We start from the raw sequence: 20,219 nt of genomic DNA on the forward strand, positions 1-20,219 counted from the left end.
TTAAACACCACTCTTTCCAGCTTGCTGAGTTAAAACGGAATGCGAATACGTATGAACAAACGTCGTTAATTCCTTTAATTTCTCAAGCGATGCTTCTGGGAATAAGCCATGTCCGAGGTTGAAAATAAAACCTGGCTGCTTCATCCCTTCATCCATAATGGCTTTCGCTTGCGCTTCAATCACACTCATCGGCGCTGTTAGAATATACGGATCTAAGTTCCCTTGCACCGCGTATCGGTTCTGTAGTCTTTCACGCCCAACATTAATCGGGACACGCCAATCCAAACCAATCACATCCGCTTGAATCGTTGTCAGATACGGCAGCAATTCACCTGAGCTTACACCAGGGAAATAAATTTTCGGTTCTTTCAAATCCGATAGCTCTTTGAAAATCCGCATCATCGTAGGACGTACGTAGACGTCGAAATCGGCTGGAGAGAGAGCCCCCACCCAGCTATCGAATACTTGAACAGCTTTTGCCCCATTGGCGATATGCGCTCGTAGATACGTGATAACCATATCCCCAAGCTTATCCATCAAGGCGAACCAGACTGCTGGTTCAGAATACATCATTTGCTTCGTGCGAATATAGCTCTTGGAGGGTCTGCCCTCGATCAAATAGCTGGCGATCGTAAATGGCGCACCCGCAAACGAAATCAACGGAACCTCTAACTCTTTATCTAAAATACGAATCGTTTGAAGAATGTGGGACAAGTCCTTCTCCACATCGATTGGACGAAGTCGTTCAACGTCTTGTGCCGTACGAACCGGCGTATGTATCACGGGACCGATATCTTTCACAATATCAAAATCAACACCCAACGAAGCCACTGGGTTCATAATATCCGAGTACAAAATCGCGGCATCTACGCCAAGTTTTTTGATCGGCATCATCGTTACTTCAGCAGCTAACTCTGGTTGCTGACAAATTTCAAGCAAGGTGTACTTTTCCTTGATCTTACGGTAGTCCGGGTCGTAGCGACCGGCTTGACGCATATACCACACAGGCAGTGTATCAACTTTTTCTTTCCGGCATGCTTTAATAAAATTATCGTTATAACTCATGAGGCACCTTCCTCTTGTTTCCATCTATTCTCATCCATTATGCCCTAATTATACCCCTCTCACAACCAACGTAAGCTTATCTATTGCGACAAAAGTATGACAAAAGAACCACTCGAACTCCGTTATTGATCACAGAGGACAAATGGTTCATGATCTCCTTACTTTTGCAAGTAGCGAGCGATATCTTTGGCGAAATATGTCAAGATAATATCTGCTCCTGCACGTTTGAAGCTTGTCATCGTTTCCATCACAATCGCTTCTTCATTCACCCAACCTTGCTGAGCAGCAGCCTTCACCATGGCGTACTCTGCACTCACATTGTAAGCGACAACCGGCAAGTCGAAGTTATCCTTCAACATGCGGATAATGTCCATGTAAGCGAGCGCTGGCTTCACCATTAAGAAATCTGCTCCCTCGATGACGTCGCTTGACGCTTCACGAAGGGCTTCACGACCGTTTGCCGGATCCATTTGATACGTTTTCCGATCACCGAATTGCGGTGTGGAATGCGCAGCATCACGAAACGGTCCGTAGTAGGCCGAAGCATATTTAACGGAGTATGCCATGATCGGTGTGTTTTCATAACCAGCTTCATCCAGTCCAGCGCGAATGGCTTGCACATAACCATCCATCATATTGGAAGGGGCAATAATATCAGCACCTGCTTTGGCTTGTGATACAGCTGTACGAACGAGTAGCTCGAGAGAAGGATCATTCGCGACATCTGCTTGCCCTGTAATCGGATGATGATGAATGACACCGCAATGACCTGTATCGGTAAATTGACATAAACACGTATCTGCGATAATCAGTAAGTTAGGGTTGAGCTCTTTAATAAAACGCGTTGCTTGCTGTACGATACCGTCATCCATAAATGCGGATGTTCCGGTTGCGTCTTTATAATCAGGCACACCGAACAAGAGAATCGCTTGGATGCCCAATTGCGTGATTTCATCGATTTCTTCTTTGACACGATCGAGTGAGAAATGATACACACCAGGCATCGAGGCAATTTCAGACTTTACATTTGTACCATGCGTAACAAAGATCGGTTGAACGACATCGTTCACTGTCACTTGATTCTCACGTACAAGATTACGAATGGCTGCATTTCCGCGTAAGCGGCGGTTACGAACGATTGGAAAACTCATGATGGATTTCCGCCTCCTTGAATCATGCTTTGTACCAAAGAAGCCACTGTTGCTTCTTCAGCCGTATATGTAATCGACAGTCCTGCTTGTAAGACAGTTTCTGCTGTTTTGGGACCAATAACTGCAATCTCCACGCCTTGCAGCAGCGATATCGGATCTTCCATACCGAGTTGCTTTAGCGCTTCGAGTAAATTCGTAACGGTTGATGAGCTTGTAAAAGTGATGATATGAATGCTTTGATTTTGCAAAAGATGTATAATCTCTTCTCCGTCATCGGTGGTTAATACATTTTCGTACACATCCACTTCGGTAACTTCGAGGCCGAGCTCCGATAATTTAGACGGTAAATAATCACGTGCTAAATCTGCCGTCGGCAGCAATACTTTCTGACCTGCGTTCAAATCCCCTTGAATGGCATCTAGGATACCTTCCCCATGATACTTAGCCGGTAGGACGTCTGCAATGATACCACGCTCAGCGAGCGCCTCAGCGGTCTTAGGACCTACTGCAGCAATCCGTGCGTTCCCCATTCTGCGAACATCAATGCCTAACTCACGCAATCTGCGGAAGAAGAATTCAACACCATTTGCACTCGTTAGCACAATCCAGTCAAACTCCTGCAGTCTCTCTAATGCATTATCCAATGCTTGCCTAGCTTCTTGACTACTTGGCGGCTGTAAACGAATGACAGGGAATTCGACGGGTTCTCCACCCAAATCATCGATCAGATCCACAAGCTCACTCGCTTGACTCCGAGCTCTCGTGACAAGTACTCGCTTGCCAAACAGCGGTTTCTTCTCCATCCAAGCCAGCTTCTCACGAAGCTTAACTACCTCACCTACGATAATGACGGCTGGAGATTTGAAGTTCGCTTCTCTTACTTTTTCTGTGATATCTGCAAGTGTACCTGTAATCGTCGCTTGATCCGCCCAAGTTCCCCATCGCACTAAGGCAACAGGCATTTCTGGCGGCTTCCCACAACGAATTAACTCACGGCATATTTGCTCTAAATTGGCAACGCCCATCAGGAACACCATCGTGCCAATCGCTTTGGCCAGATGCTCCCAGTTTAAGCTGGAATACGTTTTATTCGGATACTCATGGCCCGTTACAATCGCAACAGACGACGTGAAATCGCGATGTGTGACAGGAATACCCGCATACGCTGGAACAGCAATTGAGGAGGTGATTCCTGGGATAATGTCATACGTTATCCCGTTATCCACCAGCAGCTCGGCTTCTTCACCAACGCGACCGAATACACTCGGATCTCCACCTTTAAGTCGTGTTACGATCTTCCCTTGTAAAGCCAAATCCACTAGCAACTGATTGATTTCTTCTTGCTTTAATATATGTTTATCCGGCAGCTTGCCAACAAAGATGAGTTCTGCTTCTGGTCTACGATGCTTCAATAAGCGTGGATTCGCCAGTCGATCATATACGATGACATCAGCTTTTTGGATCGCTTCCATCCCACGAACGGAGATGAGCTTAGGATCTCCAGGACCCGCTCCAACAAGAAAAACTCTTCCTTTGTTCACAGTCATCACTCCCTGACCTCAGCTAAAATCTTCTCGGCTCCTTGTGCGATGAGCTGCTCTGCGACTAACGCGCCCAACGCTTCCGGATCATTCCCGGAAGCCGTTTCCTTGAGCATGGTCACGCCGTCCGGCGTCCCGACCATGCCGGTCAAGGTCAGCAGCGGAACGTCTCCGCTGCTGTTCTCGTTCACGCTCGCGTATGCGCCGAGCGGCACCTGGCAGCCTCCATTGAGTCTGCCGAGGAAAGCCCGCTCCGCTCGCACCGCGAGCGCCGTTGGCTCATGCTGGAACTTGCCCAGCAAGTCCAGCACGAAAGCGTCGTTGCCGCGGCACTCGATGCACAGCGCTCCCTGTCCTACGGCAGGGAGGCATAGCTCGGGCGGCAAGTAGGCGCTGATGCGATCTTGCCAGCCGATCCGGTGAAGACCGGCAGCGGCAAGCATAATCGCATCGAAGTTCTCTTCTTCGAGCTTGCGCAGCCTCGAATCAATATTGCCCCGGATCGACTCGATCCGGAGGTCCGGGCGATGATGCTGCAGCTGGCTAGCCCGGCGCAGCGAGCTTGTGCCGACGAGCGCGCCCTGCGGCAGCTCGTCCAATGATCGGCCGCCACGCGTGATCAGCGCATCGCGCGGATCTTCACGCTTAGGAATCGCGCCTACAACGAGACCTTCGGGCAGCTCGAAAGGCATATCCTTCATGCTATGAACGGCGATATCAATCTCGCCGTCCGTCAATGCTTGTTCGATTTCCTTCACGAACAAGCCCTTGCCTCCAACCTTGGATAACGTGACGTCCAGAATCCGATCGCCCTTCGTTACAATTTTCTTAATTTCAAATTGACATTCGATACCATGCTCTTTCGCAAGCTGTTTCAACAGTTCCACAGCTTGTCCCGTTTGAGTCAGTGCCAATGCACTCTGTCTTGTTCCTACAATAATCGTTTTCATTTCGTCTCCGCCTCCTATACGTGCTGCCCAATCTCATTGATGAAAGACCAAGAAGGCAGTTCCATCTCTACCTGCTCTTGCGATTGCATCCAAGCTTCGCCATGTAAGGCTAGGTTGAACTTCTCTTTCCAGTCTTCAAACTTTCCTTCACGGATCAAAGGCATGAGGTCCCATGCCAGCATGTCTTTAAAAAGGCCCTGTCTTGCTTTTTTATCCTTAACGCGTTCTTGAATGAATAAGCGAGTTTCACTGAGAAAATCCAAATAGATCTCATACTCATCACCATAGGTTTTGTCGATCTCTTTGGCAATTTTACGCGCTGCTGATGGACTAGCTCCACCCGTGGAGACCGTAATGACCAACTTGCCCCGACGCACAACGGAAGGCAGGATAAACGAGCTTAGTTCTGGTTTATCTACAATATTGACGAGTAAATTATGCGCATTCGCATCCTGTGCGATCTGTCGATTGACTTGTGAATCGTTCGTCGCCGCAATGACTAATGCGAATCGTACCGCACCATGGGCGGTCCATATCGATTCATCATAGGACTGTCTCTTCACGTTCACATTCGGCTGATGCTCCATTTCAAGGATTCCAGCCGTGAACGCTGGACTGACAAGCGTTACCTCGGCTCCAGCCGCAAGCAACGATCGCAATTTCCGTTCTGCTATCGGACCCCCGCCAACAATCAAGCATCGGCGTCTTGCTAAATTCATCATTACGGGAAGAGGATGCTGCCAACCATTTAGCTCCATATCCACCCGTGAAAATCCGATACAAGGTTCGAAACAACGAAATTCAACACGACGATACAGAAAGCTGCCAAATTCCAAACAGCTAGCTTATTCCCCGAAATCTGCATCGATTTATGTTGAAATAAGTAAAACGCATAGGCTGCCAACACGAAGAACGAATTGATTACTTTGGGATCATAGAGAAGATTGCGATTTCCTTCAAGCACAACCCACACCACACCAAGACTTAAAGCCATTAGAAGCAACGGCCCCCCGATAATGACCGACAAATACGTATAATGCTCAATCTTCTCAAGAGATGGCAGTCTCATGACAGCCTGAGAGAAATTTTTGCTTTTCAACCTTGCATGTAAAAATATGTACATCCCTGAAAAAATAGCGGCAATTGAAAAAGCGGCATAGCTGCCAATCGCTAACGAAATATGAATGAATAATAGCTCATCATTGATGTCCCAATCGGATTTGATCGGCACGACATGCGGATTTCCAAATATATTCAGTGCAAGAATCGCAAAGCCAAGTACATTCACAAAAAACACGAACAATTCAATTCGGAAAAAACGGTTGATAATTAATGAAATCGTTACAATCAGCCAAGAAAACATAAAGAGTACGTCAGATCGAACGAAAGCCCATTCCGTCAAATGACCATATAAACTGATAGCCAAGTAAGCGGTTTGCAAAACCCATACAAACAAAAGCAGCCCCGTCCCCATCCGTTTCGCGCTCCGGCTCGCATTGGCGAAATCCGAAAAGTAAAACAGTAGGCTCAGGGCATACATATAAATCATCGCATCAAACAACCAGCTACGTGTAACCATGGCACCTCTCCTAGGCGGTTAGCGCCTTTTAATCAAGATGGGGCTAGAATATCCGCGTTTTGCAAACTACGAACGGACAACTTCTCATTGGGCGTTTGTTTACTTTCCGCTTTGTTAAAACCTGACTCTAGCTCTTGTGCGATTTGATCTGCCTGTTCTTGTTGTTTAAGCGTATCTTCTAATGCGAAAAGCTTGGTGAAAATTTCGAGAGCATCATCGCCATGGCGCTCTCCCGCCATTTCTTTGATCCGCAGGATCGGATCACGCAACACTTGATTCACAATACTCTTCGTTAATTTGCGAATCACCTTAATTTCACGCTCATCCAAATCAGTCAACTTATTCAGCATGTTCTCCATGGTTTCTTCGTGAATCTGATTTGCTTTCGTTTGCAAAGCACTAATCAGAGGGCTGACGCCAAGAGTCTTCGTCCATTGGTCAAAAGCAACGATTTCGGACGTGATCATGATCTCAATCTTAGCCGCTTCTTTCTTTCTCTCCTGCAAATGCTTATCCACGATATGCTCCAAATCATCAATGTCGTAGAGGAACACATTAGGCAAGCCGCTAATCTCAGGATCTAGATCCCGCGGAACCGCGATATCCATCATGAACAGCGGACGTGATTTTCTTTTTTGCACATAAGTTTGAATATCCTTCTTCGTCAGAACGTATCCAGGCGCTCCAGTCGAGCTAATGATTATATCAACCTCAGGTAGATAATTCGGCATTTCCTCAAGTGTGCAAGCCACACCGCTAAATTTGCCGGCTAAATCCATCGCTCTTTCCAACGTACGATTCACAACGATAACTTTGTTTGCACCATTTGCATAGAGATGCTTCACGGTCAACTCACTCATCTTGCCTGCACCAATAATCATAATCGTCTTGTTCACATAGCTTCCGAAAATTCGCTTACCGAGTTCTACAGCAGCATAGCTAATGGAGACTGGATTATTACTAATGCCCGTCTCTGAGTGTGCTTTCTTCGCAAGTGTTATCGCTTGTTTGAACAGCGTATTGAAATAGGAACCCGTTGCTTTCAATTGTTGAGACGCTAAAAAAGCATCCCTCACTTGACCGAGAATCTGAGTTTCCCCGATGACCATCGAATCAAGCCCCGTTGTGACACGGAATAAATGCTCAATTGATTTCTCATTCTCATACGTATATAAATGCTTCTGGAACTGATCCTTCGTCACATGAAACCAACGCTCAAGAAAATGCGTCAAGTAATGACTGCACAGCTGAGGACGATCCACGACAGCATAAATTTCGGTGCGATTGCAAGTGGCAACAATGACACATTCCAAGATGCTTTTAGTCTCTTTCAATTCCGCGATTGCCTTCGGTAGATCTTGATCTGAGAACGCAAACTTCTCACGAATTTCTACCGGGGCTGTCCGATAATTCAAACCAACTGCGATAATATGCATTGTTACCACCTGCCTTTCCGTCTATTTAGAATCATTATAGCACAGCATTTCAGACATTCCGACAAAATATTTGAATAAATTATGAATGCTTTGGTACTGATCGTTAGTTTTAACAGCTCCGTGCTCCTCTATACCTCATGCATGAAGAATCCCCTATTGCAGCCCTTTTTTTCTTAAAAAGGAAGTCAATTCGCGATCTAGTTTCGATAACTCGGTATTCTGCGATGAAATGATATCGCCGTTCGAAGCCATCATTTTCTCATAGACCTCATACATCTTCCCAAATTGCTTTTGAGCTTCCTTCAATATTAATGTCTCATCCGCCTTCAGAGCTCTCACGCCACCGAGCTGCAACCTCTGTATGTACTGGCTTAGTTGGTTCATGAAGCTAAGTGAGCTTAACTCCTCTTTTCCTCCTGCTGCCAAAATCAATCGCTCATGCGTGTATTCCGCTGAGTACAGTGCTCGTCTCACTGGATCGAGCTCATTCGTACTTTTACTTTGAGAGGCTTCTTCGAGACTGCTCTTCAATATTTCCATTTGAAATAAGGATACTTGGAACAGTAAATGTGTGGCATCGTGATCTTCCTTTTGATGACCTAACATTTGGGCGAGTTGATAAATAGGCCAAATGATTAGAAAGAGAACAACGACATACAGCACCAATTTCCTAATGATTTTATGCTTCAAGCTTCTTCCCCCACCTCAAGTGAACTGGACATGTATCGCCAATATCATTGTATGGGTGTCTGAACAAACAAATAACCACGGATTTCTCCGTGGCTACCGTTATCTTTTGCAGAATTTTATTTAACAAGCTCTGCTTGCTTTATTTCAGGAGTTTCTACTTGTAGTTCACCCATTCCGCGAACAAGTTTCTTCGCATAGAATGTTTCTGGTTTTAGTACGGACACCATAAAGTCGATTGCTAATTGAGGGTCGACTGTCTCGCCACATGTATAACAATCAAGTGCGGCAAAACCTCTCTCAGGATAAGTATGAATGGAGAGATGACTCTCGGACAACATAACAAGAACTGTTGCTCCTTGTGGTTCGAATTGCTTGGATTGTACAGATAAAACAGTTGCTCCACATACCTCGGCAGCTTCAACCATCTGAGCTTGCAGCCATTCTGCATTGTTCAGAAGTTCAAAATCTACCCCCCAAGTATCAACAGCAACGTGTCTTCCGAAAGTTGAGTATTCTGTTTCCATCTTTCGGTTCCCCCTTCCTAGGAATAAAATGTGTGAAAAAAATTTCATCCGCTAGGACCTACGTCATTCACTTCCCGAGGGTATAATCTCTCGCAACATTCAATGTCCTGAGTGAATCCTGGTTCCTATATTGTTTCAACGAGAATAAAAATAACATCTATCGACGATAAATGCAATAGTTTTTTTTGTTAAAGGCTAACTGTCACACCCATGCCATATCTAAATTATGTCGTAATGCCTTTGCATGTGCCTGAAAACAAAGAGAGACCCAAAAATGGGTCTCCATAAATAATAGCATGTATGGGTGATTATGCCTCCAAAACGAACAAACGATGTGTAAGCTCATTGAGGCGAATGTCGATCTGTTGGTGTTCATCCCTAGCCTGCAGCATGTTACGCATATCAAGAAGGTGATTGATTTGATCGTAGATCATTTCAATCTCTTGCTCAACTTCTCTCTTCTGGAACATCATCTGCATGAGGCCAATGGTATCTTTGTGCTCATAGACAATTGTCAATAGTTGACCTTTGATTTCCTCGATCTTCACTACGGTTCCGCGTTCATAATAATAAACCATCGTGTAGCTTGGGTAAATCCGATTGACTTTAGCGCTGCCTTTGAATTCCGATACTGCTTTACGCATTAAATTAGCTAATAAGGTATTACTTAATCTGCAGGATCCTGTGCATTCATATAGGCCCGATTTCTTTTCAAATGAGAGGACGATTTCTTGACCTTCGCCATCTTGAAAAACAACTTCTTGATTCCCGTTTTCCAAAACTTTGACTTGCAGTGTCACTTGATGGTCCACAAACATTTGAAAAAACTTCAACATATCGGCTTCTGTTAACTGGAGGCAGGTTTTGACATATTCAGTCGCTAACCTTTGTGCCATAAAAATCCCTCGATTCTTTGTTTTCAAGCCATTAACTATTACCTTGCTTATTATTATACTACAAGAGTCACGAATATTCCTGCCGGCAAATCATGATAATCAGCCAAATATTCTGAAAAATGCTTGATAAACTGGAATGCCATCAAATTTCCCCCAGAATACCTCGCTTTCCCGTATACTTCTTTTTGATTTCCTCTATCTTTGAACGTTATCCTTAACAATACGCAAAAAACCGCCCTGCGATTAGGACGGTTGCGGATCGATTACAGCGCTAGTTAGTACTTCTTCGGTTTGAGGATCCGGCTCGCCATAAGCAATCGCTTGCTCTAGAATTCCCCACAGTTCATCTTTGCCAAGCCCTAGCTCGGAAGAGAACATCAGTGGCTGAACTCCTTTATCCATCCCTAGTGTTTCACGTACAATCTTCAAATGTTTGGGCCATCTGCTCTTAGGAATCTTGTCCGCTTTGGTTGCAACAACAAGAACAGGTACATCCATGTGGCGAAGCCATTCGTACATCGCCTGATCATCTTTGGAAGGCGGATGTCTCAAGTCGACTAACTGCATCACAAGGCGCAATGGCTCACGATTCAATAAATAACTTTCAATGAATTTGCCCCATTGCTCACGCTTGGTTTTGGATACCTTTGCGTAGCCATAACCGGGGAGATCAACGAAATATAAGTCCTGATTAATTTTATAATAGTTAAGAGTTTGCGTCTTGCCCGGTTGTGAACTGGTTCTAGCTAAGTTTTTCCGAGAAATCAAACAGTTAATGAGTGACGATTTCCCGACATTAGAACGCCCTGCCAGCGCTATCTCTGGCAAGGCATCCTCTGGATATTGGCTAGGTCCAACCGCGCTGATGATAAATTCAGCTTGATTGACTTTCATGAATGTTCAACTACTTTCTAAGTCGATCCGACGTTAACCGTCGGCTTATTTTTGATAAGCGCATGTTCCAGCACTTGATCCATGTGGCTGACAGGGATGAACGTCATCTCTGTGCGGACACTTTCTGGAATTTCGATAATGTCTTTCTCGTTGTCTTGAGGTAAAAGGATTGTACGAATACCCGCACGATGTGCAGCTAGTGCCTTTTCCTTCAAGCCACCAATCGGAAGTACGCGGCCGCGAAGCGTGACCTCTCCAGTCATCGCCACTAAGCGTGAAACCGGAATGTTCGTCAAGGCAGAGATTAATGCGGTAGCCATCGTTATCCCCGCTGATGGACCATCCTTCGGAATAGCACCTTCGGGAATATGAATGTGTACATCATTCTTCTCATGGAAATCTGGGGCAATGCCGAGGACATCAGCTCGCGAACGCGTGTAACTGAAAGCAGCTTGCGCAGATTCCTTCATGACATCACCAAGTTTGCCCGTTAAGGTCAACTTGCCAGTACCAGGCAGCACAGATACCTCAATAACGAGCGTATCTCCCCCAACCTCCGTCCAAGCTAGACCAGTAACAGCGCCGATCTGATCCTTCTCTTCTGCAACATTATATTTAAACTTAACAGGACCTAAATAGTCACTTAAGTTTTCTACCGTTACATGAACAGGTGTCTCAGGGTCAGCTACGATCTTCTTAGCTGCTTTACGATTCATACCTGCAACCTGCTGTTCTAGATTACGCACGCCTGCTTCTCGTGTATATTCCCGCACGATCTTCATCAAAGCGGCCTCATCCACGACAAGTTGCTCCTCTTCAAGACCATGATCCCGTTTCTGCTTAGGAAGTAAATATTTCTTGGCAATTTGGAGCTTCTCAATCTCCGTATACCCTGGAATATATAGAACCTCCATCCGATCTAACAGAGGACGAGGAATATTATGCACAGCATTCGCCGTAGTCACAAACATCACGTTGGATAAATCAAAAGGTACTTCAATGAAATGATCGCTAAAAGTGCTATTTTGTTCTGGATCCAATACTTCAAGTAAGGCTGAGGCAGGATCTCCACGGAAATCCATCGCCATCTTGTCAATTTCATCTAATAAGAAAACGGGATTATTCGCGCCTGCATTTTTCATCCCTTGAATAATTCGACCTGGCATGGCGCCAACGTACGTACGACGATGACCGCGAATTTCAGCTTCATCTCTCACGCCACCAAGTGAAATACGGATGAATTGTCTTCCCATGGATCTAGCTATTGAACGAGCAATCGACGTTTTACCAACCCCAGGAGGGCCAACTAAACAAAGAATCGGGCCTTTGAGCTTCTTGACTAGCTTCTGTACGGCTAAGTACTCCAGCACTCGCTCTTTCGGCTTCTCAAGACCAAAATGGTCCTCATTCAATATTTCTTCTGCTTTATCTAAATCCAAATCGTCATCGGTCTGTTTGTGCCAAGGGAGACCTAATAACCAATCGATATAATTGCGGATGATGCCGCCTTCTGCAGAAGTTGCAGGCATTTTCTCCAACCGATCAATCTCTTTCTCAACCTTCTCACGTACCTTATCAGGAAGTTCGGCTTCAGCTAGCTGGTTACGTAATTCATCAACTTCGCCAGCACGACCTTCTTTATCCCCAAGTTCTTTCTGAATCGCCTTCATCTGCTCACGGAGGTAGTATTCCTTCTGCGTTTTCTCCATTTGCTTCTTGACACGCTGACTGATTTTGCGTTCGAGTTCAAGCACTTCCCGCTCATTATTCAAAATATTAAGCATTTTCTCGAGCCGTTCACGAACGTCAACGGTCTCGAGAATATCTTGTTTATCTTTGATTTTGAGCGATAAGTGACTACAAATCACATCTGCCAAACGACCTGGTTCATCAATATCAGATACCGCGGCAAGTGTCTCAGGCGTCACTTTCTTAGAAAGATTGATGTAATGCTCGAATTGACTTAGCACACTTCTCATCAACGCATCAATCTCAGGATCTGAGATTTCTTGCTCTGGCAATTCCTTAACCGTTACTTCGTAATACTCGTCATTCGTCAAGTACTCTACGATTTCAGCACGTAAAACACCTTCTACGAGAACGCGAATCGTACCATTCGGTAATTTGAGCATTTGCCGCACTTTCGCAATGGTTCCGATGCGATAAATATCCTCTTTCGTTGGTTCTTCTATGTTGATCTCTGATTGAGAGCAGAGGAGAATCATGCTGTCATCCACCATCGCCCGCTCGAGTGCTTTCACCGATTTTTCTCGCCCTACATCCAGGTGTAGAACCATGCTCGGATAGACCAGCAGTCCCCTAAGTGGCAATAACGGCAATCTGCGCACCTTCATTTTTCCAGGCCCCATCCTCTGCACCTCCAATAATAGGGATCCTTGAACCTTCGTTCAAAGTCTCACCTTGAAATAAAGTAATAATAGGTTTCACATAATAAATCGGCTTTATTTTTGGATAAACGCACTCGTCCAGAGGACGGTGTAGCCGTTTATTTTATCTATGTGGGATTTTCTCCCTACGTTGCCCTTTACATTTTAACAAAACTCTAAACAAAACACCAATTGAGGGCTAACGCGCCATGTAAGGTAGCGAAAAGCCTCCCTTTAAGAGTCAATTGTATGCTGTGAATTGGCATGTAGAATGGGTAAAGTTGTAGCTGGAATCGTTCTTTCCATAGAGAAAGGTAAAGGAATCACATTATCATGAAGCTCAATGCCGAGTGCTGCAGCTAGCACTTCCTCAATTGTTTCTGCCGCTACAACTTCAACACCAGGTAAATCAACAAACAAAGCTTGCCAATTTTCTTTTGGAATAATAACACGGGTAGCTCCTGCTTGGAATGCCGCCTCTACTTTGGCCACAACACCGCCAACAGGCTTCACTTTCCCATGTATGCTCATTTCTCCTGTCATGGCTAATTTGTTATCTACAGGTATTTTATGTATGGCTGAGGCGATCGCTGTAGCCATCGAAATACCTGCGGATGGTCCATCAATCGGCACCCCGCCAGGGAAATTAATATGCAAATCATAATCCGACGTATTAAAACCTAGCTTACGAAGAACAGTTAATACATTTTCTACAGAGCCTCTCGCCATGCTTTTACGACGAATGGTTCGAGAGCCCCCGCCCATTTCTTCTTCATCAACAACACCTGTTATATTGAATTTCCCTGTACCTGCAACCGCAATTGGAATCGCCGTAACTTCAATCTCCAATAAGGTGCCCAAATTAGGTCCATAGACAGCTAAGCCATTTACGAAGCCTATTTGTGGCTGAGCAGGTACTTTGCGCTCCGGTCTAGGCGGAATTTGTGAAGAATTCACGACCCATTCAATATCAGCTGCTGTGATCGAATCCCGCTTATCGGTTAGAGCAATCCCCGCGGCTAATTGAATGACATTGACTGCCTCGCGGCCATTCGTTGCATATTTCGTTACAACTTCAATGGCGTCTTCACATTTTTTGAAACCAATTTTATCAAGCGCTTTTCTTGCAATTTCTCCTACCTCACCAGGCAAAAGTGGCCGGAAGAAAATTTCCAAACAACGTGAACGGATGGCAGGAGGAATTTCACTCGGCGTGCGGGTTGTTGCCCCAACCAAACGAAAATCTGCCGGTAGCCCGTTTTGAAATATATCATGAATATAGCCTGGAATATTCGCATCCTCAGAGCTGTAATAGGCACTCTCTAAGAATACTTTACGATCTTCAAGCACCTTTAATAATTTGTTCATTTGCGTCGCGTGCAATTCACCAATTTCGTCAATGAACAAAATTCCCCCATGCGCCTTCGTTACAGCACCCGGTTTTGGTTGTGGTATTCCAGCAACACCCATCGCCCCTGCTCCTTGATAGATGGGGTCATGTACGGATCCAATCAGTGGATCAGCAATACCACGCTCGTCAAAGCGAGCCGTTGTAGCATCTATCTCTGTAAACTTGGAGTCAGGTCGAAAAGGAGACTCTTGATTTTTCTTCGCTTCTTCTAATATGACGCGTGCTGCAGCCGTTTTTCCAACGCCGGGAGGACCGTAAATAAGCACATGCTGAGGATTTGGGCCGCATAGTGCCGCTTTCAGTGCCTTCAACCCTTCGATTTGGCCAACAATATCCTGCACAGAAGAAGGTCTCGTTTTCTCAGACAGAGGTTTGGTTAGAGAAATGGATCTCAATTTGCGCAATTTCTCCAGTTCTTTCCTAGACTCTCTATCCACTGCAGACTTGTTCGTCTGTTGATTTCGCAGCAAATTCCAGAAATACAACCCGATTACAACTGCAAAAAACACTTGAATGACCATTAGAATGATACTTAAACTCATGTGTTGAACCTCCTTAAACACGTCATCTTCGATTAGGTACGTTGTCTGTCTAGCCTAACTGTCTTTGCTAATTTCCATTATTCCCGTGTAAAAGAAGGTTAATCCAATCCATGCAAACTTTTGCATCACGTATGATAGTCTCCTCGCGGAAGAAGGATAAGGGTAGTTATTCTTGTAAAAGGATGTGGCGGGATTTGAAGAAATACTTGTTGATTATTCTACTTGCGCTATTTCTTTGCGTGCCTAATTCACAGTTAGCTTCGGCTTCTCGTTCTGATCCCCTTCTTCCTACCGCGGACATCATTCTCGACGTAGGACATGGTGGAATCGACAGCGGGACCATGGTTGGCAAATATGAAGAAAAAGATATGAATCTAGCTATCGCCAAGAAAACATATAAGTCACTTGTTAAAAGAGGGTATCGCGTCATTATAAACCGTACCGAGGACTATGCATTGAGTGATGACAATACATGGTCTTACGGAAGCAGACATCGCAAAGATCTCGCTCAGCGATCTGGCCTAGCCAATACCATTAAACCGAGCATGATGCTTAGTTTGCATATCAATTGGTCCAAAAAATCGAACACACGCGGACCGCTCGTCATTTATCAAAATCAATCTGACAGCATTCTGTTAGCAAGCCTCTTACAAGATGCTTTGAATCAAGTTTATGGGACGGAAGAGCTTCCTGTTCTTGGTAAAAAGTATCATGTACTTAAGTACTCTAAATGCCCTTCCGTCATTGTTGAACTTGGTTTTTTGTCTAATAAATCGGATCGGAAACTCCTTAATGACAGTCATCATCAAGCCAAGCTTGCCAAAGCCATTACACTTGCTGTCGAACAATATTTCACCATGACACATCCGAAATAGTCTACTTAACCATTTGTGAAATAGGAACAAAGGTTGCTTCCTTTTGAATACTTGGAATAGCTTCATTGATGACATGAGCGGTCTTCTTCCCAGGAGGCCCTACATGGCCAATAGCAATCACTTCATCCTTGTCATGCATTAATTTTCTAAGCTTAACCATTTGCTTATTAATATGAGTGTACGTATACAGATCATCAAAAAATAACTGATTATCCGCATGCGGCACGCCACGTGAATCTGCAATCTTGCCAATCAAACTCTTTGGTGTGGTCCGACTGTCCAGTAAGATTAGATTTCGTTCTTTGCAAATCTCGATAAGGATCTTCATGACTCTTTCGTCCGCGGTCGCTTTTGAACCCATATGATTATTAATACCTATGGCATAAGGAACATCGTCGATCGCCGCAACGATTCTTTTATGAATTTCTTCGCTGGACAAGTCCGTTGTAATTGCGCCTGGACCTAACCAACTCTTCTTCCCTCTTACAGGTTCCATTGGAAGGTGCAGAATGACCTCTAGTCCTCTGTCATGAGCTAACTGTGCATCTTGCTTCGTTGAGGGCAAGAAGGGCATTACAGCCACTGTAAATGGAATGGGCAGCTTCAGCATTTCCGCTGTCCCTTCCATGTTGTTGCCAAAGTCGTCAATAACGATGGCTACTTTCTTTGTAATCGCTCCAGTTGGTTGTTGCGGTATGAAATTGGGCTCTGCCTGTGTGAATCCTGGATTCGCAATTAATACAGCACCTGTGATTAGAGTAAGCGCTACCTGTCGATATATTGCAAATGCTGGAAATATCTTCATCCTCTTCTCCTCCTTAAAGTTTCCTTCAGAAAAACTGGCTTCATAAAGCATTAGCTTTTGTTTCAAAGAGACTTCGTACAATTGAGCATGCTTTCCAGTTTTACTCATTATGCTTCACTTCCTTGGCAAATATGCGCTTAGACATGGGTATACAAAAAAACCGTTAAAGACTCATCGTTGAGTGCTTTAACGGTTGTTATTTCGTTCAATTATCTACTTAGTGCTGCTTGCGCCCAGGAATAACCCCAGTCTGTTCGTAGGAAGCCACAATAATATCAATTTCTTTTTTCAATTCAGCAAGCAGTTCCGCCTCAGGCACCTTACGAATCATTTCTCCGTAACGGAACAGCATACCTTCTCCACGAGCCCCCGCAATACCAATATCCGCTTCTCTCGCTTCACCAGGCCCGTTTACGGCACAACCCAGTACCGAAACCTTAATCGGCACTTTGATCTTGGCAATATACTCTTCCACTTCATTAGCGATCGAGAACAAGTCAATATCCAGACGACCACAAGTCGGACAAGAAACCAAAGTAGCGGCGTTCGTAATTAATCCGAATGTCTTAAGCAGTTCTCTGGCAACTTTAATTTCTTCAACAGGGTCTGCACTCAAAGAAATACGAAGTGTGTTACCGATCCCCATATTAAGCAAAGTGCCAATCCCCGCGGCGCTTTTCACAGCACCTGTAAAGAGAGTTCCTGCCTCTGTAATACCAAGATGAAGTGGATAATTAAACGCCTTCGCAGCCTGGGAATACGCCGCAATGGCCATAGGGACATCAGAGGCCTTCAAGGATACGATGATATCATGGAAATCGAGTTCTTCCAAAATGTTGATATGGAACAAGGCGCTTTCTACCATCGCTTCAGGCGTTGGATAGCCGTACTTTTCAAGAAGATGATTCTCAAGGGAGCCCGCATTAACGCCGATACGAATCGGGATGCCACGCTCTTTACATGCCTTTACAACCGCCTCAACCTTCTCACGGCGACCGATATTACCTGGATTAATGCGGACTTTGTCAATGCCGTTCTCAATCGCTGCAAGAGCCAAACGATGATCAAAGTGAATATCCGAGACCAACGGAATATGAATTTGTTTCTTAATTTCCTTGATAGCTTCAGCAGCTTCCTTATTGTTGACCGTCACACGCACAAGCTGACAACCTGCTTCTTCTAAGCGAAGAATCTCTGCAACTGTCGCTTTGACATCAGCGGTTTTGGTAGTACACATGCTTTGCATGATTACTTCGTTACTGCCACCGATCGTTAAATCACCTACCCGAACGGCTCTGGTATCTCGTCTATGGAACATTTTGGTTTCTCTCCCCATGACACCAAACATCCTCCGCTCCAATTCCCAGAAATGGAAATCGGATTGGAGGCTGTGTGTTCATTTATAAAATTATAGGTTAAGCACTTTCTTCCTTCTTCTTACCAGATGGCTGCACGCCTTCTTTGGTCGTCAGAACAGGCGTAATCTTGTTTTGAACCGTTTCTTTGGAAACGACACAAGAAGATACATCCGTTCTTGAAGGAACCTCAAACATCACATCAAGCATAATGCTTTCAATGATGGCTCTAAGACCACGAGCACCCGTGTTCCGTTTAATCGCTTCTTTGGCAATCGCATCAAGTGCTTCTGCATCAAATTCAAGCGAAACGTTATCCATCTCAAGCATCTTCTGGTATTGTTTCACAAGCGCGTTCTTGGGCTCGGAAAGAATACGCACAAGCGCTGCTTCATCTAGCGGCTCTAGCGTTGAAATAACCGGTAAACGGCCTACGAACTCCGGAATTAACCCGAATCTCAATAGATCCTCAGGAAGGACCATGGATAGGTATTCACCTGGTTTCAAGTCAACTTTCATACCATCGGTGCTAAAGCCAATGACTTTTTTCCCGATTCTGCGTTTGATAATTTGCTCTAAACCATCAAAAGCTCCACCACAAATAAAGAGAATATTCGTCGTGTCGATTTGAATGAATTCTTGATGCGGATGCTTACGTCCACCTTGTGGAGGTACGGAAGCTACTGTGCCTTCAAGAATTTTGAGAAGAGCTTGTTGTACACCTTCACCGGAAACATCGCGTGTAATGGATGGGTTCTCGGATTTACGTGCAACTTTATCAATCTCATCGATATAGATAATGCCGCGCTCTGCTTTTTCAACATCGTAATCAGCCGCTTGGATCAGTTTAAGCAAGATGTTCTCGACATCTTCCCCTACATAACCAGCTTCTGTCAACGAAGTTGCATCAGCAATGGCAAATGGCACATTCAAAATTTTCGCAAGTGTTTGCGCAAGAAGTGTTTTACCACTACCTGTTGGCCCTAGAAGGACGATATTACTTTTTTGAAGCTCAACATCTTCAAGCTTGTTCTGGGAGTTGATCCGTTTGTAATGGTTATACACGGCAACAGCCAAGGATTTCTTCGCTTGTTCTTGACCAATAACGTATTGATCCAAGATATTACGGATTTCCTTTGGTTTCGGAACATCTTTCAGATCTAGCTCTTCTTCATGCCCTAATTCTTCTTCCACAATCTCCGTACAAAGCTCTATACATTCATCACAAATGTAAACTCCCGGTCCGGCAACAAGTTTACGAACTTGGTCCTGGGATTTTCCACAAAAGGAACATTTGAGTTGGCCTTTTTCATCGTTAAATTTAAACATGGGATCACTCCTTTATTTCAAGTCGTTTCGAGTGATAACCTCGTCGATTAACCCGTATGCCTTCGCTTCTTCAGCGCTCATAAAGTTATCTCGGTCGGTGTCTCTTTCGATCTTTTCAAGCGGCTGTCCCGTTCGGTCCACGTAAATCTGGTTGAGTTTATTCTTGGTCTTGATAATCCAATCCGCGTGGATTTTGATATCGGTTGCTTGACCTCTAACACCGCCGAGCGGTTGGTGAATCATTACTTCTGCATTCGGCAGCGCGTATCGCTTACCTTTGGCTCCTGCTGTCAAAAGCAAAGAACCCATACTTGCGGCCATACCTACACAAATCGTAGATACATCCGGTTTAATAAACTGCATGGTATCGAAGATACCCATTCCAGCCGTAACAGACCCACCAGGTGAGTTGATATATAAGTGAATATCTTTTTCAGGGTCCTGGGCGGATAAAAAGAGCAGCTGGGCAATGACCAAATTAGCCACATCGTCATCAATAGCGGTCCCGATGAAGATTATGCGGTCCTTAAGTAAACGCGAGTAGATATCGTAGGAACGTTCCCCACGAGCCTCTTGTTCTACAACCATAGGAATAAGACTCATTGTACCAACTCCTTTTGCGGCAAGCGCCATGTTCTCTCACTTGAGATTCAATTACAGTTTAACACGATTGAACAACAATGTCATTTTTCTGAAATTAGCTATGTAGGCGGGTAATACGTATGTACTAAGGCGTTTAGACGTAAATTAGGGTAAAAGAAAGGCACGTTGCTTGCGTACGTGCCTTTA

The 20,219-nt window shown here is 44.8% G+C and carries 18 protein-coding genes; 1 reads left to right on the forward strand and 17 read right to left on the reverse strand.

Annotation, left to right across the window (positions count from 1 at the left end):
- The 13 genes from hemE to lonB all read right to left on the reverse strand — a co-directional run bounded on the left by hemE (position 1) and on the right by lonB (position 15,066).
- Positions 1-1,065 (reverse strand): uroporphyrinogen decarboxylase, encoded by a 1,065-nt coding sequence (gene hemE / locus GC096_RS11675; RefSeq protein ID WP_171630404.1) that lies wholly within the window; start codon positions 1,063-1,065, stop codon positions 1-3.
- A 158-nt stretch (positions 1,066-1,223) separates the two neighbouring features.
- Positions 1,224-2,216, reverse strand: coding sequence for a porphobilinogen synthase (gene hemB / locus GC096_RS11680; protein ID WP_171630405.1), 993 nt, complete (start codon positions 2,214-2,216; stop codon positions 1,224-1,226).
- Complete coding sequence (gene cobA / locus GC096_RS11685) at positions 2,213-3,763, reverse strand: uroporphyrinogen-III C-methyltransferase (protein ID WP_171630406.1); 1,551 nt, start codon at positions 3,761-3,763, stop codon at positions 2,213-2,215. The genes hemB and cobA overlap by 4 nt, the downstream gene beginning before the upstream one ends.
- Positions 3,763-4,707, reverse strand: a complete 945-nt coding sequence (gene hemC, locus GC096_RS11690; RefSeq protein WP_171630407.1) for a hydroxymethylbilane synthase — start codon at positions 4,705-4,707, stop codon at positions 3,763-3,765. The genes cobA and hemC overlap by 1 nt, the downstream gene beginning before the upstream one ends.
- 14 nt (positions 4,708-4,721) lie before the next feature.
- Complete coding sequence (locus tag GC096_RS11695; RefSeq protein WP_216626100.1) at positions 4,722-5,465, reverse strand: precorrin-2 dehydrogenase/sirohydrochlorin ferrochelatase family protein; 744 nt, start codon at positions 5,463-5,465, stop codon at positions 4,722-4,724.
- Positions 5,456-6,286 (reverse strand): cytochrome C assembly family protein, encoded by an 831-nt coding sequence (locus tag GC096_RS11700; protein WP_171630409.1) that lies wholly within the window; start codon positions 6,284-6,286, stop codon positions 5,456-5,458. Before GC096_RS11700 ends, GC096_RS11695 begins: the two co-directional genes overlap by 10 nt.
- Positions 6,287-6,318: 32 nt before the next feature.
- A complete protein-coding gene (hemA, locus tag GC096_RS11705; RefSeq protein WP_171630410.1) occupies positions 6,319-7,722 on the reverse strand; it encodes a glutamyl-tRNA reductase in 1,404 nt (467 codons plus the stop codon).
- 153 nt (positions 7,723-7,875) lie between these two features.
- The gene (locus tag GC096_RS11710) at positions 7,876-8,412 is read right to left on the reverse strand and encodes a hypothetical protein (protein ID WP_171630411.1); all 537 of its coding nucleotides are present in this window, start codon (positions 8,410-8,412) and stop codon (positions 7,876-7,878) included.
- A 116-nt stretch (positions 8,413-8,528) separates the two neighbouring features.
- A complete protein-coding gene (gene speD, locus GC096_RS11715; RefSeq protein ID WP_056610310.1) occupies positions 8,529-8,936 on the reverse strand; it encodes an adenosylmethionine decarboxylase in 408 nt (135 codons plus the stop codon).
- Positions 8,937-9,244: 308 nt separating this feature from the next.
- Entirely contained in the window at positions 9,245-9,832 is a 588-nt protein-coding gene (locus GC096_RS11720) for a hypothetical protein (RefSeq protein WP_056610308.1), read from the reverse strand.
- 243 nt (positions 9,833-10,075) lie between these two features.
- Entirely contained in the window at positions 10,076-10,726 is a 651-nt protein-coding gene (gene yihA, locus GC096_RS11725) for a ribosome biogenesis GTP-binding protein YihA/YsxC (protein WP_171630412.1), read from the reverse strand.
- A 17-nt stretch (positions 10,727-10,743) separates the two neighbouring features.
- A complete protein-coding gene (gene lon, locus GC096_RS11730) occupies positions 10,744-13,095 on the reverse strand; it encodes an endopeptidase La (RefSeq protein WP_171630413.1) in 2,352 nt (783 codons plus the stop codon).
- A gap of 252 nt (positions 13,096-13,347) precedes the next feature.
- On the reverse strand, positions 13,348-15,066 hold the full coding sequence (lonB, locus tag GC096_RS11735; protein ID WP_171630414.1) for an ATP-dependent protease LonB: 1,719 nt from the start codon (positions 15,064-15,066) through the stop codon (positions 13,348-13,350).
- A 194-nt stretch (positions 15,067-15,260) separates the two neighbouring features.
- On the opposite strand from lonB, the gene GC096_RS11740 reads away from it, so the two are divergent.
- Complete coding sequence (locus GC096_RS11740; protein WP_171630415.1) at positions 15,261-15,941, forward strand: N-acetylmuramoyl-L-alanine amidase family protein; 681 nt, start codon at positions 15,261-15,263, stop codon at positions 15,939-15,941.
- Position 15,942: 1 nt separating this feature from the next.
- On the opposite strand, the gene GC096_RS11745 is transcribed toward GC096_RS11740, so the two are convergent.
- The 4 genes from GC096_RS11745 to clpP all read right to left on the reverse strand — a co-directional run bounded on the left by GC096_RS11745 (position 15,943) and on the right by clpP (position 20,033).
- A complete protein-coding gene (locus GC096_RS11745) occupies positions 15,943-16,746 on the reverse strand; it encodes a divergent polysaccharide deacetylase family protein (protein WP_171630416.1) in 804 nt (267 codons plus the stop codon).
- Between the two features lie 217 nt (positions 16,747-16,963).
- Positions 16,964-18,064: a flavodoxin-dependent (E)-4-hydroxy-3-methylbut-2-enyl-diphosphate synthase gene (gene ispG, locus GC096_RS11750; RefSeq protein WP_171630417.1), complete on the reverse strand. Its 1,101-nt coding sequence runs from the start codon at positions 18,062-18,064 to the stop codon at positions 16,964-16,966.
- Positions 18,065-18,161: 97 nt separating this feature from the next.
- Positions 18,162-19,430 carry an ATP-dependent protease ATP-binding subunit ClpX gene (clpX, locus tag GC096_RS11755; protein ID WP_171630418.1) on the reverse strand — a complete coding sequence of 423 codons (1,269 nt, stop codon included), beginning with the start codon at positions 19,428-19,430 and terminating at the stop codon, positions 18,162-18,164.
- 12 nt (positions 19,431-19,442) lie between these two features.
- Positions 19,443-20,033: an ATP-dependent Clp endopeptidase proteolytic subunit ClpP gene (gene clpP / locus GC096_RS11760; protein WP_056610292.1), complete on the reverse strand. Its 591-nt coding sequence runs from the start codon at positions 20,031-20,033 to the stop codon at positions 19,443-19,445.
- Positions 20,034-20,219: the final 186 nt, after the last annotated feature.

The sequence above is a fragment of the Paenibacillus plantarum genome (assembly GCF_013141695.1).
Classification (GTDB): domain Bacteria; phylum Bacillota; class Bacilli; order Paenibacillales; family NBRC-103111; genus Paenibacillus_E; species Paenibacillus_E plantarum.